At 48.8% G+C, this 15,007-nt stretch carries 14 protein-coding genes; 9 read left to right on the top strand and 5 right to left on the bottom strand.

Features of this window, described 5'->3' with window-relative positions; genetic code table 11:
* Positions 1–14 precede the first annotated feature (14 nt).
* From RCO84_RS05675 to RCO84_RS05645, 7 genes are all read left to right on the top strand, one after another.
* Positions 15–479 (top strand): hypothetical protein, encoded by a 465-nt coding sequence (locus tag RCO84_RS05675; RefSeq protein WP_287838036.1) that lies wholly within the window; start codon positions 15–17, stop codon positions 477–479.
* A gap of 371 nt (positions 480–850) precedes the next feature.
* Positions 851–1,246 (top strand): hypothetical protein, encoded by a 396-nt coding sequence (locus tag RCO84_RS05670; protein WP_317584282.1) that lies wholly within the window; start codon positions 851–853, stop codon positions 1,244–1,246.
* A gap of 292 nt (positions 1,247–1,538) precedes the next feature.
* On the top strand, positions 1,539–2,870 hold the full coding sequence (locus tag RCO84_RS05665) for a hypothetical protein (protein WP_317584280.1): 1,332 nt from the start codon (positions 1,539–1,541) through the stop codon (positions 2,868–2,870).
* Entirely contained in the window at positions 2,867–4,009 is a 1,143-nt protein-coding gene (locus RCO84_RS05660; protein ID WP_317572164.1) for a CHC2 zinc finger domain-containing protein, read from the top strand. The genes RCO84_RS05665 and RCO84_RS05660 overlap by 4 nt, the downstream gene beginning before the upstream one ends.
* A gap of 16 nt (positions 4,010–4,025) precedes the next feature.
* Positions 4,026–4,247 (top strand): DUF4248 domain-containing protein, encoded by a 222-nt coding sequence (locus tag RCO84_RS05655; protein WP_317572163.1) that lies wholly within the window; start codon positions 4,026–4,028, stop codon positions 4,245–4,247.
* A 258-nt stretch (positions 4,248–4,505) separates the two neighbouring features.
* Positions 4,506–4,694 carry a hypothetical protein gene (locus RCO84_RS05650; RefSeq protein ID WP_040552569.1) on the top strand — a complete coding sequence of 63 codons (189 nt, stop codon included), beginning with the start codon at positions 4,506–4,508 and terminating at the stop codon, positions 4,692–4,694.
* 49 nt (positions 4,695–4,743) lie between these two features.
* Entirely contained in the window at positions 4,744–5,298 is a 555-nt protein-coding gene (locus RCO84_RS05645) for an HU family DNA-binding protein (protein ID WP_144153184.1), read from the top strand.
* A gap of 96 nt (positions 5,299–5,394) precedes the next feature.
* On the opposite strand, the gene RCO84_RS05640 is transcribed toward RCO84_RS05645, so the two are convergent.
* From RCO84_RS05640 to RCO84_RS05620, 5 genes are all read right to left on the bottom strand, one after another.
* Complete coding sequence (locus RCO84_RS05640; protein WP_317584278.1) at positions 5,395–5,982, bottom strand: AbgT family transporter; 588 nt, start codon at positions 5,980–5,982, stop codon at positions 5,395–5,397.
* Positions 5,983–6,009: 27 nt separating this feature from the next.
* Complete coding sequence (locus RCO84_RS05635; RefSeq protein WP_317584276.1) at positions 6,010–6,735, bottom strand: DUF5932 domain-containing protein; 726 nt, start codon at positions 6,733–6,735, stop codon at positions 6,010–6,012.
* Positions 6,736–6,755: 20 nt separating this feature from the next.
* Entirely contained in the window at positions 6,756–10,103 is a 3,348-nt protein-coding gene (locus tag RCO84_RS05630; protein WP_317584275.1) for a sensor histidine kinase, read from the bottom strand.
* A 48-nt stretch (positions 10,104–10,151) separates the two neighbouring features.
* On the bottom strand, positions 10,152–10,823 hold the full coding sequence (locus RCO84_RS05625; protein WP_006846600.1) for a bifunctional 4-hydroxy-2-oxoglutarate aldolase/2-dehydro-3-deoxy-phosphogluconate aldolase: 672 nt from the start codon (positions 10,821–10,823) through the stop codon (positions 10,152–10,154).
* 106 nt (positions 10,824–10,929) lie between these two features.
* Positions 10,930–11,952 carry a sugar kinase gene (locus RCO84_RS05620; RefSeq protein WP_022121227.1) on the bottom strand — a complete coding sequence of 341 codons (1,023 nt, stop codon included), beginning with the start codon at positions 11,950–11,952 and terminating at the stop codon, positions 10,930–10,932.
* A 395-nt stretch (positions 11,953–12,347) separates the two neighbouring features.
* On the opposite strand from RCO84_RS05620, the gene RCO84_RS05615 reads away from it, so the two are divergent.
* Both RCO84_RS05615 and RCO84_RS05610 read left to right on the top strand, forming a co-directional pair.
* Positions 12,348–13,412: a LacI family DNA-binding transcriptional regulator gene (locus RCO84_RS05615; RefSeq protein ID WP_264899736.1), complete on the top strand. Its 1,065-nt coding sequence runs from the start codon at positions 12,348–12,350 to the stop codon at positions 13,410–13,412.
* Between the two features lie 90 nt (positions 13,413–13,502).
* Entirely contained in the window at positions 13,503–14,999 is a 1,497-nt protein-coding gene (locus RCO84_RS05610) for a UxaA family hydrolase (RefSeq protein ID WP_317584273.1), read from the top strand.
* The last annotated feature ends 8 nt before the right edge of the window (positions 15,000–15,007 follow it).

The following is a 15,007-nucleotide window of genomic DNA, read 5'->3' as shown; positions in this document are numbered from 1 at the left end:
AAAAAGGAAGAAATATGAGTAATAATTATTATGCAGGCAATGTTATTTACAACAACCAGCACAAAGAACTGACGATCCAGGGCAATCTGTCTGCACAGCAGATGATGAAGATTGCAAAGGATTTTTTTGCTGAAGAAACAAAAGTGACGGAGGAGAATTACGAGGCAGAGGTGACAGAAAAAGCTAGTGAAACCAATGAAGCTGCAGGAGAAGGTTTTCAGAAGGAACTCTTCCATTTTGTGCATCCTGCACTCGATGAAGACGAAGGATGGAAAGTGCATAAAGAGGTGGAGAGACTGGTAAAACAATTTGACGTACAGGAAATCTGTAAGAGACTGAACATACTGAAAAAGGAGGGCAAGGTGCTGCTGCCACAAAACACAAAAAATGCCCATGAAGAATTGATACGAATGGGTATGCCGATTGAGAAAGGAGGGTTCGGATACAAGACTTTCTGTAAATATTATAATAAGGACTAGAAGACGATAGCGACTGGTGCTTTCCTGATAGAGATTTATATCTTCTGATAGCGACCGATACTTGATTTTTGTTCAGGTATCGGTCGCTTTTTTGTACCCCTAAGTCAAAAATGCGAATATACGTAGAGAGGATATCAGAGAAAAACAGAGAAAATCGGAGAAATTCAGAGAACTTTAGAGACGGCACTTTGGAAAAGCATCTGTGCCAGGCTTTTTCTTCTTACTTTTGCACCCGTCATCTGACAACAGGATGACTACCCATCAGGCGAGTTGCAAATCACGAAATGGGGAATGATGGTACTAAAAAAGATGACAGGGAAACCTCTTCGAACGTCATCGTACCAGAGAGGCTTATTTAATACTCAAAAAAAATGAATAAAGTATTAAATAACAATATGAACGAAAGTTCAGGTAAGGCAGGAAAGAGATTCTACCCAAACACAGAATTGGGTATCGACCTCAAGTTGATGACTAAGGAGCCAGGGCGCATGGCCGTTGGCGAGTATCTGGATGGAGCCATTACGCACGACGGCGAAGACCACTTCACCTTTGTGCAGAATGACCAGGAGAAGAAACTGCAGAAGGTGGTGCAGAGAAATCCGCACGTGTATGAAGGAACGTACATCAACGTGAACCGGAAAAAAGACGGTACGCTCTACCCTACCTTCAACCGCCCGCAGTTCTCAGAGCGCTTCACCTTCCAGGACTTCTGCCAGGGTGCCGCCGACGAGCTGCGCATCATTAGCGGCAAGAGTGATGACAGATAAACGGAGTTGAGGCTTTCTAGAGGAAATGGGGACTTCGGGGAGGCTGGTAACAGGAACATCCCTACCCTCATTTCCTCTTCAAAGCAGTCTCAAATCTCAGTCTCAGTTAGGATAAATGTCACAATCCAACTTCAAACCCGCTTCTTAAGCCTTTATAACTTATTGATTATTAATTAGTTATATATAATATATATAGGAAGCGAGACCATAAAAAAAACAACTGAGACTCTGAGACTGAGACTGCAAGCAAGAAAAAATGAACATGAAATTTGATTTAACTCTCTAAAAAGCAATGGATTATAATATTTTTAGCAACATCGCTCCGGCGATGCCAAAACCCAGCAAGGGTACTGAATTTGTAAAATTTGCCATCTCTCAGGCATCTAAAGACATGCAGGAAGTGCTCATTCCGATGGCAATTCCGGCATTAGCAGCTCATCTCACAGACGTAAGATTCATGTATTCCGACAACAAATATTACGAAATGTGCGGGCAAATGGGCCATCTGATAGGTCCATCGGGTATCGGAAAGGCACAGTTGGGGCATCTTGTAGAGGCCATCATGAGACCTTTTAGAAAGCATGATGAGACTGAGTTCAAGAAACTGGTTGACTGGCAGCGACAGATGAAAACCAAGGGCGCCAACAAGGAAAAACCGGAGCGTCCGGACGTGAGTTTCTGGTTTCCACCTTCTGATGTCACCAATCCTGCATTCATCCAGAACGCTATGGCTTGCGAACAGTTGGGCGGAAGAACCCAGTACATCAATCTGCCTGAGGTGGAGATGGCCGACAGAATGTGCGGTGGGCATAAGCAGGTGAGCCAGATGGTAAGAAATATCTTCGACTGTCAGAGGGCTGGAGCCTTGCGAGCCACAGCTGATGGCGTAACGGGTAACCCTCTGCTCCGTGTGAACCTCACCTTTACCTCTACTCCTGAGGCGGCCCGACTCTTCTACAAGAAAGACCTGACCAATGGTTTCTTCGGGCGCATACCTTTCGCCTACAAAGCCCGTGGCGAGGGAAGCGGAAAGATTCCGCGACAGGGAACGTACAACAAAGATTTCCTTGAAAAGCTCGATGGCTATCTGCTGAGGCTGGACAACTGCAAGGGCAGTTTTGTGGTGAAGCAGCTCAACAAGATAGCCGATAAGCTGGCAGAGGAAATGGCACGCCTTGCCGACCTTGCTGATGATGATACGCTCTGGGAACTCTCCCACCGCAGCATCTTCTCAGCATGGAAGAAGGGAGCCGTGCTGTGGATTCTGAACGACCAGAACTGGTCGAAATCCATCGGCGACTTCGTTGAATGGTTCTGCTACTACGATTTGTGGTCGAAGGTAAAGGTGTTCGGCGACATGTTTAAAGCGGGCGATGGGCAGGAAGAGGCTCAGAGAAGCGGACCGAAAAACATGCTCGACCAGCTGGAGAATTCCTTCAACGAGCTGCAGTTGGAAACCCTGCGCCTGAGTCTGGGCAAGAATCAGGAAGGTACCAAGCATCAGCTCAACGTATGGAAGAACCGCCAGTTTATTACTTATAACAGCCAGACGAAACTCTATACCAAGACTGCAGAATATCTGACGGGTATACCGGCTAAGAAAAAGAAAGGGAAACAGAAATGATGGCGAAATATGAGATTCAAAAGCTGCGCGAACTTCCGATAGAGAAGGTTGCGAAAGAGATGGGGATGAAGGTGGAGCACCATAAGGCGCTCTGCCCCTTCCATGACGACCACCACGCCAGCCTCACATTCAACAAGACCAAGAACAGCTGCAGATGCTATGTCTGCATGAGGAGTTCCATCGGCACCATCGACCTGGCGATGAGATACCTGGGGAAGGATTTCCCGGCGGCTTGCCGATGGCTCGCTGGGGAACATCAAATTCAGCTGGAGGATTCTTCGGGGAAAAACTTTTCCTTTGGGGGGTCTTCGGGCAGAGGGGCTTCTTCGGGCTCTTCATCCGATGGTTCTTCTTCGGGTGATAATTCGGGGAAATCTTCCTTCGATGCAAGCAGGTATGCTAGGTTCTTCGAACATCCCTGGCTCAACCAGGCGGCTAGAAGATTTCTCTTCGAGGAGAGGAAGATTGACTGGAGAGTGGTGAACTGGTGTAGACTGACTTCATGGACGGATAAGAAGGGCATCAACTGGTTGCAGATTCCTTACTTCGATACCGATGGGCGGCTTATCGGAATCCAGAACAGGAACCTGGATTACAAGAAGAAAAAATCTTCATCGGGAGGTTGTTCTTCTGAGGAGAAGGCTTCTTCGGCTGGAAATCTTTCTTCATCGGGAGGTGGTTCTTCTGAGGGGAATGTTTCTTCTGAAGAAAAAAGTCCGGGCGAAGAAAAGGAGCAGGATGCTCCTCGCTTCCGGTTCCCTTACGGCGCAAGATGCAGCATCTATAACCTGCCGGTTGTGAAGAGACTGAAACCGGGCGAGAGGCTGTTTATTACGGAGGGATGTAGCGACTGCTGGGCTATGCTTTCTGCCGGACATAAGGCGATAGCCATCCCTTCTGCCACGCTCCTCAAACCCGAGGATAAGCAGCTGCTGACGGATATCGGAAGATTGTATCAGGTGGAATTCCACATGTTTCCCGATCAGGATGTGCCGGGTGAAAGCCTCTTCATGCAACTCAGGGAGATGCTCCCCCAGCTGGTTCACCACCAGTTGCCACCGGGCTGCAAGGATTTCAGCGAATTCTATCTTTTAGGGGCTGCTGCAACTTCCGGGAGCAAGGAGCCGAAGAACAAATGATTAAAAAATTAAGATTATGGAAGACTTTATAAACCGCACGTATACGAAGAAGGAACTGGGACTGATGTACTTTCCCGAGAGTATGCCACGCACGGCCGTGAATCATCTCATGAGTTGGATTCGGCGTTGCCAGCCGCTCTGGGATGAATTGCAGCAGATGGGATATGAAAAGACTTGCAAGTCGTTCACGCCCAAGCAGGTGAAGGCTATTTTCGACAACCTCGGGGAACCAGGATAAAATGTTCCGCTATCGCATGGTATCGCACGCTATCGCACACCTGATAAATCAGGATTTCGTATCTTTGCATCGTGATTCAGAAAGCGCGCAAAATCACTTGCCCAGTTGGAGAAAAATATCTCCCTAATTGGGAAAATAAAAAAGTAATGAAAACAAGACTCCAAGCCTCGAAACGAGTCGTTTCGCAAAGTACTTCTTCTAAGAGAAATCTGAGGAAAGAGGAAAAAGCGAAACTTAGCAGGGGGCAGAAAAAAGATCATGAACCAGAACATGAAGGCATTCATCCGGTATCTCATCGTGGCGATTTGCTCAGCCATCGTCACCTTCCTATCCAGTTCCTGCACGGCAGGACTCGTAATTGGAAAGAACCAGCGGCAACATCAGGAGAACAACATCTCCACCAAAGTAGATTCTACCTACTACGTGCCAACCATTACCATCAGGTAGTTTAGAGTTAACAGTTGATAGTTTATAACAATTTAAAAATCAAAAGATTATGGCAATTAATTTGAAAGCAAAGGAGACCCTTATCCAAGTAGGCGAAATGAAGGGTCAGTACAGATTCATCCTCGGTACCGAACTTTACAACAAGCTCTCAGAGAGCAAGGTTATCAAGGAGGCTGCTATCAGAAGCGGCGTTAGCGTGGGCGTGATGCAGGTTTGCTGGGATGCAGCAGGCGAGGTTATCAAGGCGTGGTGTACCGAAGGCCATTCCGTAGCCGTTCCGGGATTGGGAACCATGCGATTCGGCGTAAGAGCCAAGAGTGTACCTACCGTAGGCGAAGTGGCTACCAGTCTGATTACCAACCGCCGTGTAATCTTCACCCCAAGCGTTGACATCAAGCGCGAGCTGCAGGAAACCTCCATCCAGATTACCTGTTACGACCGCAACGGCAAGGTGGTGAAAAACGTTACTTCCGACGATAAGGGCGATGTGGAAGACCCAGACAATAACCCAGGTGGCGGCGGTTCGGATAACACCCCGGGCGGCGGAAATACCGAAGGCGGCGGAACCACCGGCGGAAATACTGAAGGCGGCGGTTTGGAGTAAGCGAACTCCCCGAAAAAACCGAACAGAAATCCCTGATTTTACCACAATAAGAAAAGAACCCCTGATGCAAGGAAACGAGCATCGGGGGCTTTTATATTACTCCATTACATAGAGGATGGATGTATAGAGCTGCATCACGAGAATGTAGAAAAAAAAGCAGGGCGACAGGAGGCGGATGCCTTGATTCATCGCATCATAAACCTGACTGATGCCCTTGATGCTCTCGCTCATGATGCCGTAACTCATGCTCATCACCATGACCGAGAAACAGATGTACGGAATGAGACTATGCGTGAACGGACCCGGAAAGAGGGTTCCTACGGCATTCAGCAGAATGGCATGGGGCAAGAGTGTGAGCGCCAGCATGATACCTGCAGAGATGCACAACTCGATGAGCATCAGGCGCAAGGCCGTGCGCTGGCGATACTGGGTAGGGTCGAAATGGAGCACCCTACTCTGCTTTACCACCCCGATGGTGATGCTGATGAGTACCAGCCATACGAGCCATACAGAGGTGAGATGGTCTACAAAATGGCCCATAAACCAGCGGATGCCCTCGGGGCTGGTAAGCGAATGGGTGAACGACTCGGGCATCGCAGCTGTAAGCAGCCACGAAACCAGAATCACCACTACTTCGGCTATTCCCAACGATAATGCCAGATAGGCCAATACTTTCTTATACATTCTTTAAAAAGCGCTTATTGAAACGGGTTATTCTTCATCTGCCTGCAGATGGTCAATATCGAGGATGCGGAGCTCGCAGGCTTTTACCACCAGGCGGGTGGCGTTGATGCCCATGCCGTGGTTGCCGTCAGGGAAGAGTTTCTGAACAAGTTCTGCCTGTCGCTTCTCCAAACTTTTTACGCCGAAAGGCATTCCGCGCAGGTTGGTTATCTGCTCCTTGGTGTAACCCAGCGCAAGATGGCGCAGAAAACGCTCGTCATACTCATCAATCTCATAATTCACCAGAGCCTCCTGACGCATCAGCTGGCTGTTTACGCTCCGCTTGAAACGGTCTACTATCTTCAGAAGAATAGGCTGGTTGAACACCAGTTTCTTACCTCCCATGCAGCTCGCCACATCGCCACGCGTAAGGAGTTCGCCACTCTTCAGAATGATGCCGTCGCAGCCCGCATCGAGCACATCTACCCAGAGTTTTTCGTTCAGAATTTCTCCTGTAAAAATGAGCACCTTCACGTCAGGATACTGCTCCTTGGTCTGGCGGCAGATTTCTACGCCTACCGTGGTGGAACCGCCCAGTCCGAGGTCGAGCAGAACCAGATCAGGCAACTGCTGCTTGATGAGTTTCCAATAGGCTATTTCGCTCTCGGCAGTACCGATGATTTCAGCCTCTGGAATATCATTCTTGAAGATACCCTCTGTGCCCTTCAGTTCCAGGGGCACGTCTTCTACTATGATGACTTTAAAATTTTCCATTTTCTTATATTTTTATTTTCTTATGATTTTAAACTTTTCCATTTGATGCGTGCCGGCAGCACGGCCTCTATCCTGAGGCAATCCTTATCGCCCTGGCAAGCCTTGATGCCGCAGCCGCGCAGATTGGTAATCTCGCCCAGTTCCCTCACAATCTGCCGGCACAGGAGATAGCGCAAATCGCCAGTCAGAGGGGTGAAGAGCTGGGCATGGAGCGCAGCATCATAGGCCACATCCTGCTGGTCAATCCAATATCTCACGTAGGCAGCCCCCGGAATCTCAGCTACTCCGGTATGGTAATCCTTGGAATTGCCGCGCATCAGAGAAACAAGATAGCGGTTCAGAAAATCATCTGCCTTGATGTTGCCTTCTACCTGCTCCATCGCCTGGGCGCTGAGCAGAGAATAGAGCGATTTATAATAATCTACCAGTTCCTTGAGCGAATCTACATCATCGGGCTGCGAATCGATAAGCTGGCGGATGCGCGACGGATAATACATCGTTTCGTGCTTGAGCGTAGACAGACAGTTGTCGAGCACGGAATTGGAGATATGAAGCTTATCGTTCTCATATTCAGCCCTATGCAGCTCATCGGTCATCAGCTCCAGTTTCAGGGATTCCTGCTCAGCCTCGTCGGTTCGCTTAGCCTTGGTCTGTTCAATCATGGCAAACCGGTAGCTCAGCACGTGGCGGTAATAGAGCAGATAATAAGCCAGCGGCAACTGCAGCAGCAACAGGATGAGCAGCACCACGGCCACGGTCTTCGAATTCTCGCTCTGCTGCATCGTGTGCACGTAATTATCGAGCGTATTATCGGCACTAATCTCGCGGAACAGCTGGGTATAAACCTTGTTGTTGCTCTGGTAGAGCGACCATTGGTGCAACGCCAGGGCAGCCACGGCACACTCGTTTCTCAGGTCCAGGATGACGTGATAATTGGTTGGCAGTCCGGAGCGTATCCAGAAGAGTTCTGCCGCCATTCCCACCTCCGGATGAGCCACCATGAGATACTTGCCGTCGGGATATTTCGATAGATAGAACGCGTTGAGATAATGGCGCGAAGAATCGGCAAAGGCCAGGGTGCGCTGGTAGGTACGGTTGATATTGCTGAAATAGGCGCTATCTGCAAAATCGTCGGCACGCTGGAGATTGGCATCTACGTTCGTCTTGAGATGATTGTGGCGCTGGCGGATGCCGCTGGCCTTCTTAGCCTCGCAAGGCTGGACCGAAGCCGACAACAGCACGAAGAGCATGATGAAGATGCCCAGCAGCTGATGGGTTCGGCGGGCGATGCCCTTAGGCAGACGGAAACTGAAGCGGCTTCCCTCGCCCAACTTGCTTTCTGCCTTAATCTCGCAGCCGGCAAAGAGCGAACTCACCTTCTTATATTTCTCTATGATGCCCTTGCAGTTGAGCAGTCCGAAGCCGTGACCGCCCGTATAGGTCCGGTCGAAGACATGCGCCAGCTGCTCCTCGTTCATACCCTTTCCGGTATCTGAGATGCTGATTTCCACGAAGTCAGAAACCTTGGCGCTAATGGTTACCTTTCCGCCTTCGGGTGTAAACTTGCGGGCATTATCGGCTATGGTATTGATCATGAAGAGCGTAAGGATGCGGTCGGCCTTGACCACGGCATCTGTAGGTTCTACATCGAGTTTCACGCCCTGCATCTGGAAGCTCATCTTGCCCTTGCTTACAATATCGAAAAGCTGCTGGAGCGGGAAACTTTCGATACGCAGGTTGAGTGAGCCATGGCGCATCTGAATCCACTCCGTAAGCACGTTGTTATATTGGTTAATCTTATCTGTGAGTTCGGCGATATACTGGCAACGTTCCTGCCGCACATCATCGCTTTCGCCCCCTTCGGAGAGTCGGTTTACCTCGTGAATCATGCGGTCGATGAAAGGCGTAATGCTGTTTACGAGCGAAATCTTAGCCCTTTGTTCCAGATTGCGTTTCTTGTTTTCTTCGATGTGCAGTCGGGTTACGTTCAGTTCATCCTGAACCTCCTCCTGCTTATCTTTTAATTCGTTGATTTTCTTAGTATTATTCTCGCTCCACTCACGCAAAGGTGCAAGCAGTTCATCCATCGACTGGTTCTTCATCTTCTTGCGCTTCATGTGGTCGAAAACGTAGAGCAGAACCACCACGAGCACAATCATCGCCACCACGGCAGCAATCATCAGGTTGAGCTGCTGGGCGTTCTCGTCGAGTGCCGCGGCACGTGCCTCCAGCTGGCGGTCCTGTCGCGAACGGTCCTGCAAATCCAGATAGATATTGCGGTTGTAATCGCTCTGCTGCTTATCATCTATAGCCGAATAAACCAGGCAGAGTCTTTCACGTATCGACGCTACGAGATCGGGTGCCTGCTCTATCGCCTTGTTGTCGTTCAGGGCATGATTCAGGCAGTCGAGCGCCGAAGAATAATCATGGATATCCCAGAAACATTCAGCCAGCGTACGGTTGGCTCCGGCAGTCTGATAAACATCTCCGTAGCTCGAAAAGAGGTTGAGGGCACGCTGGGCAAAGTTGCCTGCCAGCAGATTGTTTGGCATCTGCTCGATGTTGAGATACTGGAAGGCAGGCAGGTTGTTGCGTATGAGGAATTCGCTCACCTCTCCTTTTCTGAGGTGCTCGCTAATAGACTGCAGGGCGTTAGCCTGCCAGTAAGGATAAGGATGGGCAGGGTCGCTAGCCAACATGTAGCAGCTGATCAGCCGGTCGAATTCCGCCTGATTGATTTCGTTTTCGGTTCCCTTGACGATAGCTCCGCCCGAACCTATATTATAAAGATAGTTGAGATATTGTGCCGAATCCTGTTCCAACTCATCTGGGTCCAGGCGGTTAAGCTCCTGAAACATCGGCTCGTCTAAGCCCACATAAAAAAAATAGGTGGCGGCCACAATATAGAATTCAGATTTCGCATAAATCACGCGTTTGCTTTCCCTCGGGGGCATGGAATTCACCTCTTCGCGAATTCTGCGCAAACGCCTCATCGCCTTTTCGCGATAAGCATAAAAATCTTTGTTGTGCGATTCTCTCTGGCAGAGTCGCATGTTCTGAACATCGGCAATAGCGAGTTCTATCTGATTATCGCTCTCCTCTTCAATCTTCTTCAGCCATTCCTTGGCACCCTTGTAATCCATCTTGGCTATACAGACGAAGGCAAGGTTGTTATAGGCTTCGGCACGGCCTGAGGGATAATTTTCTGAAAGCTTCAAAGCTCTCTCAGCCAGCACTTTAGTAGAATCGAGATTGCGATAATGATAAGCATAGGATTGCTCGTTCAGCTCATCTACCCTTGCCTTATTCGCAGGAGAACAAGCTGAAAGAAAAAGAGTCGCCACCACCAGAACTGATGATAGCGACATGGAAAAAAAGGATGCTGAAATTTGCATCTCGAATGAAAATTCTCTAAATTAAGCGCGAGCCTTCGCGATGTAACCGAGAGCCTCCTGACACTTGGCTGTGATGGCAGCCCAGTCGCCAGCAGCAACTGTCTCCTTAGGGAAGAGCTTAGAGCCCATACCTACGCAGAGAACGCCAGCCTTGATCCAAGGAGTAAGATTCTCCTCTGTTGGTTCTACGGCACCTGTTACCATGATGTTGCTCCAACGCAAAGGTGCCATTACGTTCTTAACGAATGAAGGACCGCCTACGTTACCTGCCGGGAATACCTTGGTTACGTCGCAACCGGCAGCCTGAGCATTATTGATTTCTGTTACAGAACCGCAACCTGGTGAATAAGGAACCAGACGACGGTTGCAAACTGGAGCAATATCTGGGTTGAAGTTAGGGCCTACGATGAAGTTAGCACCTAGCTGGAGATACAGAGAAGCTGTACCGGCATCAACAACTGTACCTGCACCCAAGATCATCTCAGGACAAGCCTTGTCGGCCCACTTTACCAACTCTCCGAAAATCTCGTGAGCGAAGTCACCACGGTTAGTAAACTCGAAAACACGTACGCCACCCTCGTAACAAGCCTTGATGACGTTCTTGCAGATTTCAACATCCTTGTTGAAGAAAACAGGTACCATACCAGTCTCTTTCATGGCTGCCATAACCTGCATTTTGCTAAACTTTGCCATTACCTTATATTAATTAACAATGAATAGTTTATAGTTTATAGGAGCTACGCCGTAAGCAAGACTGCCTATAAACTATCAACTATCAGCTATAAACTTTAAACTATAATTATCTCTGAACTCGACCATTAGCGTTACCGCCAGCCAGGCTCTCTACCTCGTCAGCAGATACCAGGTTGAAGTCGCCAGGGATAGTATGCTTCAAAGCAGAAGCAGCTACCGCAAACTCAAGAGCCTCGCCCTGAGTCTCCTTAGTAAGAAGACCGTGGATCAGACCACCAGAGAAAGAGTCGCCACCACCAACGCGGTCGATGATAGGGTTGATGTCGTAGTGCTTGCTCTGATAGAATTCCTTACCATCATAGATAAGAGCCTTCCAGCCGTTGTGTGTAGCAGAGAGAGATTCGCGGAGAGTAGAAACAACATACTTGAATCCGAATTCCTTCATCATGCCCTTGAAGATTCCGTAGTAACCCTCAGCATCAGTCTTACCGCCCTCTACGTCAGCATCTGGCTTGAAGCCCAGGCAGAGCTGAGCATCTTCCTCATTACCGATACAAACATCAACATACTTCATCAGAGGACGCATAACGGAGATAGCCTTCTCAGAAGTCCAGAGCTTCTTGCGGAAGTTGAGGTCAACAGAAACAGTTACGCCGTGACGCTTAGCAGCCTCACAAGCCAACTTGGTAAGCTCAGCAGCCTTGTCGCTAATAGCTGGAGTAATACCGCTCCAATGGAACCACTGGGCACCCTCCATAATCTTGTCGAAATCGAAATCAGATGGGTCTGCCTCAGCAATTGCGCTGTGTGCACGGTCGTAGATTACCTTGGATGGGCGCATAGAAGCACCTGTCTCGGCATAGTAGAGACCTACGCGGTCGCCACCACGAGCGATGAACTCTGTGTTAACGCCGTAACGACGGAGACCGTTGACAGCAATCTGACCGATCTCGTGCTTAGGGAGTTTAGATACGAAGTAAGCATCATGACCATAGTTAGCCAAGCTTACAGCTACGTTAGCCTCACCACCACCAGGGATGATGCGAAGTGATTCACTCTGAATGAAACGATCATTGCCTTCTGGTGATAAACGAAGCATGATCTCGCCCAATGTTACAATTTTTGCCATGTTTGATAGTTTTAATTTTTTTGTTTTTATTTTGTTTGTTATGAGTAACAAATTAAATTCCACTTTTCAGTAGAGAAATGAAGTTCAATTATCAGTTGTCGTTCAATTTCGAGGGCAAAAATAACCATAATTTCTCGAATAACGAAATAAAATCGCAATTTTTTTTGTTTTTCGTGCAAAAAAGTTGCTGTGTCTTCGCACAATTCAAAAAATTGTTGTATATTTGCGGCAAAATTCGTACTTGTGGTCGCACACAACAGAATTGCTTAATACTAATTGTGGTCTGTGCACAGCTAGGAAGTACCTGCGACGTTTTATCTATCGTAGCCCCCAGGAGAGGCTCCTTATATAATTAAGTACACGCGAGGCAACCAGACCCGTAATGCTAAAAAACAATGGCCGAAAAAATCAGAATCAAGGATATTGCCGAGAGAGCTGGCGTATCCGTTGGAACCGTAGACCGAGTTCTGCACGACCGCCCAAACGTGTCGAAACCTGCTCGCGACAAGGTCGAGAAAGCCCTCAAGGAAATGAATTATCAGCCTAATGTGTACGCCAGCGCTCTGGCTTACAACAAATCCTATACCTTCTACCTACTGATTCCGAAACATGAATCGGAGGCTTACTGGGAGGAAATAGAGGAAGGCGCAAAAAAATGTGAAGATACTCGACGTGACTTCCATATCGAAGTAGAGATTCGTTTCTATGAGCGTTCCAGCGAGGAATCGTTCCGCGAAGAAGGCAACAAGATTCTTGAGGCCAGTCCGGAAGGAGTCATCGTGGTGCCTTCATCGCTCGATGTAACCCGCGAGTTTACCGAGGCGTTGCATCACAAAAGCATCCCATTCATCCTGCTAGACTCCTATATGCCCGATCTCCGTCCGCTCTCTTTCTTCGGCCAGGATTCGTTCTGTTCCGGTTTCTTCGCAGCCAAGATGCTGATGATGCTTGCAGCAAAGGAAGATGAAATCCTGCTCATGAGGCAGACCAAAGACGGAAGAGTGGTCAGCAAGCAGCAGGATAACCGAGAGGTAGGATTCCGCCATTACATGCACGACCACTTCCCTAACGTGAAGATTACCATGCTCGACCTGCCGTTGAACGGCACACGTGCTGAATTCGTCAAAATGCTGGAGAAGTTCTTTGACGGGCATCCGGAAATCCACCATTGCATCACCATGACTTCAAAGGCGCACATCGTGGGCGACTTCCTGCTGAAGACCAACCGCCGCGCCGTTCAGATCATGGGCTATGATATGGTAGAGAAAAACGCTCGCTGTCTGCGCGAAGGAAGCATCTCTTTCCTCATCGCCCAGCACGCCTACATGCAGGGTTACTCCTGCGTAGACACGCTCTTCCAGGCCATTGTGCTGAAGAAGAAAGTTACGCCGGTAAACTATATGCCTATCGAGCTGCTGATGAAGGAAAACGTAGATTTCTATCGCAGAACCCAGCTCTAAGGCTATCGAGCAGAACAGGGCTTCCGCATGGAAGAATATTCTTACAGGAACATTATAAATTATAAACAATAAATATAAAACAGACTACGTATGGAACAATCAAGTTTTATCAAGATTAACCCTGCCGACTCGGTAGTGGTTTGCTTACGCCCTATGAAGAAGGGTGAAACGATTGAAGTAGATGGCAAGACCATCACATTATTGCAGGATACTCCTGCAGGACACAAGGTGCTCATCAACGATGCTACCGAGGGTACAGATATTCTGAAGTATGGCTACCCTATTGGTCATGCAAAGACCGATCTCAAGGCGGGCGAATGGGTAAACGAGAACAACCTCAAGACCAATCTTGCCGGTACGCTCGAATATACCTACAACCCGGTTAACGAGCAGCTGAACATCGCTAAGGAAAACCGCACCTTCATGGGCTACGTTCGCAAGAATGGCGAAGTTGGCGTAAGAAACGAAGTATGGGTAGTTCCTACCGTGGGCTGCGTTAACGGCGTGGCTGAGAAACTGGTAGAACTCCTCAAGAAAGAAACAGGCTGCGAAGGCATCGACGCCATCCACGCATGGCACCACAACTTCGGCTGCTCACAGCTTTCGGGCGACCATGAGAATACCCGCAAGGTGCTTCGCGATATTTGTCTGCATCCAAACGCAGGTGCCGTGCTCGTTCTCTCGCTCGGCTGCGAGAACAACCAGCCAGATGATTTCATGAAGATGCTCGGCGACTATGATCACGACCGCATCAAACTTCTTGTAACACAGAAGGTTGAAGGCGATGAGCTCGAGGAAGGCATGAAGATTCTGCGCAACCTCTATGCCCAGGCTAAGGAAGACAAGCGCGAGGAAGTTCCGGTAAACAAACTGCGCGTAGGTTTGAAGTGTGGCGGTTCTGACGGCTTCAGCGGAATTACAGCCAACCCATTGGTAGGTGAATTTAGCGACTGGCTCGTAGCTCAGGGCGGTACAAGCATCCTGACAGAGGTACCGGAAATGTTTGGCGCAGAAACCATTCTGATGAACCGTTGCGAAAATAAGGAACTCTTCGACAAGACCGTTCACCTGATTAACGACTTCAAGGAGTACTTCCTGAGCCATGGTGAACCAGTTGGCGAGAACCCTTCTCCAGGTAACAAGGCAGGTGGTATCTCAACCCTCGAAGATAAGGCTTTGGGTTGCACCCAGAAGTGCGGACGTGCTCCGGTAAGCGGCGTGCTCCAGTATGGCGACCGTCTGGAGACAACCGGTTTGAACCTGCTTTCAGCTCCGGGTAACGACCTTGTAGCAGCCACAGCTCTGGCTTCAGCAGGTTGCCAGCTCATTCTCTTCACCACAGGTCGCGGAACCCCATTCGGAACCTTCGTGCCAACGATGAAGATTTCTACCAACAGCAATTTGGCAAAGAACAAGCCAAACTGGATTGACTTCAACGCCGGCGCTCTGATAGAAGGTGTAGAAATGAAAGACTTGGTAAGCAAGTTTATTGATAAGATTATAGCCGTAGCAAGTGGCGAGGAGGCTCGCAACGAGTATAATGGCTATCGTGAAATCTCCATCTTCAAGAATGGAGTAACTCTTTAATTAAGAAG

Origin of the sequence: Segatella copri (genome assembly GCF_949820605.1) — a bacterium.
Classification (GTDB): Bacteria; Bacteroidota; Bacteroidia; order Bacteroidales; family Bacteroidaceae; genus Prevotella.
The sequence above is the reverse complement of the archived record's forward strand: the minus strand, read 5'-3'. Positions and strand labels throughout refer to the sequence as shown.

Coding starts and splice junctions, on each gene's coding strand:
- RCO84_RS05625 (WP_006846600.1), bottom strand. CDS start 10,823: ATGGCAAAGTTTAGCAAAATGCAGGTTATGGCAGCCATGAAAGAGACT.
- RCO84_RS05610 (WP_317584273.1), top strand. CDS start 13,503: ATGGAACAATCAAGTTTTATCAAGATTAACCCTGCCGACTCGGTAGTG.
- RCO84_RS05635 (WP_317584276.1), bottom strand. CDS start 6,735: ATGGAAAATTTTAAAGTCATCATAGTAGAAGACGTGCCCCTGGAACTG.
- RCO84_RS05640 (WP_317584278.1), bottom strand. CDS start 5,982: ATGTATAAGAAAGTATTGGCCTATCTGGCATTATCGTTGGGAATAGCC.
- RCO84_RS05675 (WP_287838036.1), top strand. CDS start 15: ATGAGTAATAATTATTATGCAGGCAATGTTATTTACAACAACCAGCAC.
- RCO84_RS05660 (WP_317572164.1), top strand. CDS start 2,867: ATGATGGCGAAATATGAGATTCAAAAGCTGCGCGAACTTCCGATAGAG.
- RCO84_RS05645 (WP_144153184.1), top strand. CDS start 4,744: ATGGCAATTAATTTGAAAGCAAAGGAGACCCTTATCCAAGTAGGCGAA.
- RCO84_RS05630 (WP_317584275.1), bottom strand. CDS start 10,103: ATGTCGCTATCATCAGTTCTGGTGGTGGCGACTCTTTTTCTTTCAGCT.
- RCO84_RS05620 (WP_022121227.1), bottom strand. CDS start 11,952: ATGGCAAAAATTGTAACATTGGGCGAGATCATGCTTCGTTTATCACCA.
- RCO84_RS05670 (WP_317584282.1), top strand. CDS start 851: ATGAATAAAGTATTAAATAACAATATGAACGAAAGTTCAGGTAAGGCA.
- RCO84_RS05650 (WP_040552569.1), top strand. CDS start 4,506: ATGAACCAGAACATGAAGGCATTCATCCGGTATCTCATCGTGGCGATT.
- RCO84_RS05655 (WP_317572163.1), top strand. CDS start 4,026: ATGGAAGACTTTATAAACCGCACGTATACGAAGAAGGAACTGGGACTG.
- RCO84_RS05615 (WP_264899736.1), top strand. CDS start 12,348: ATGGCCGAAAAAATCAGAATCAAGGATATTGCCGAGAGAGCTGGCGTA.
- RCO84_RS05665 (WP_317584280.1), top strand. CDS start 1,539: ATGGATTATAATATTTTTAGCAACATCGCTCCGGCGATGCCAAAACCC.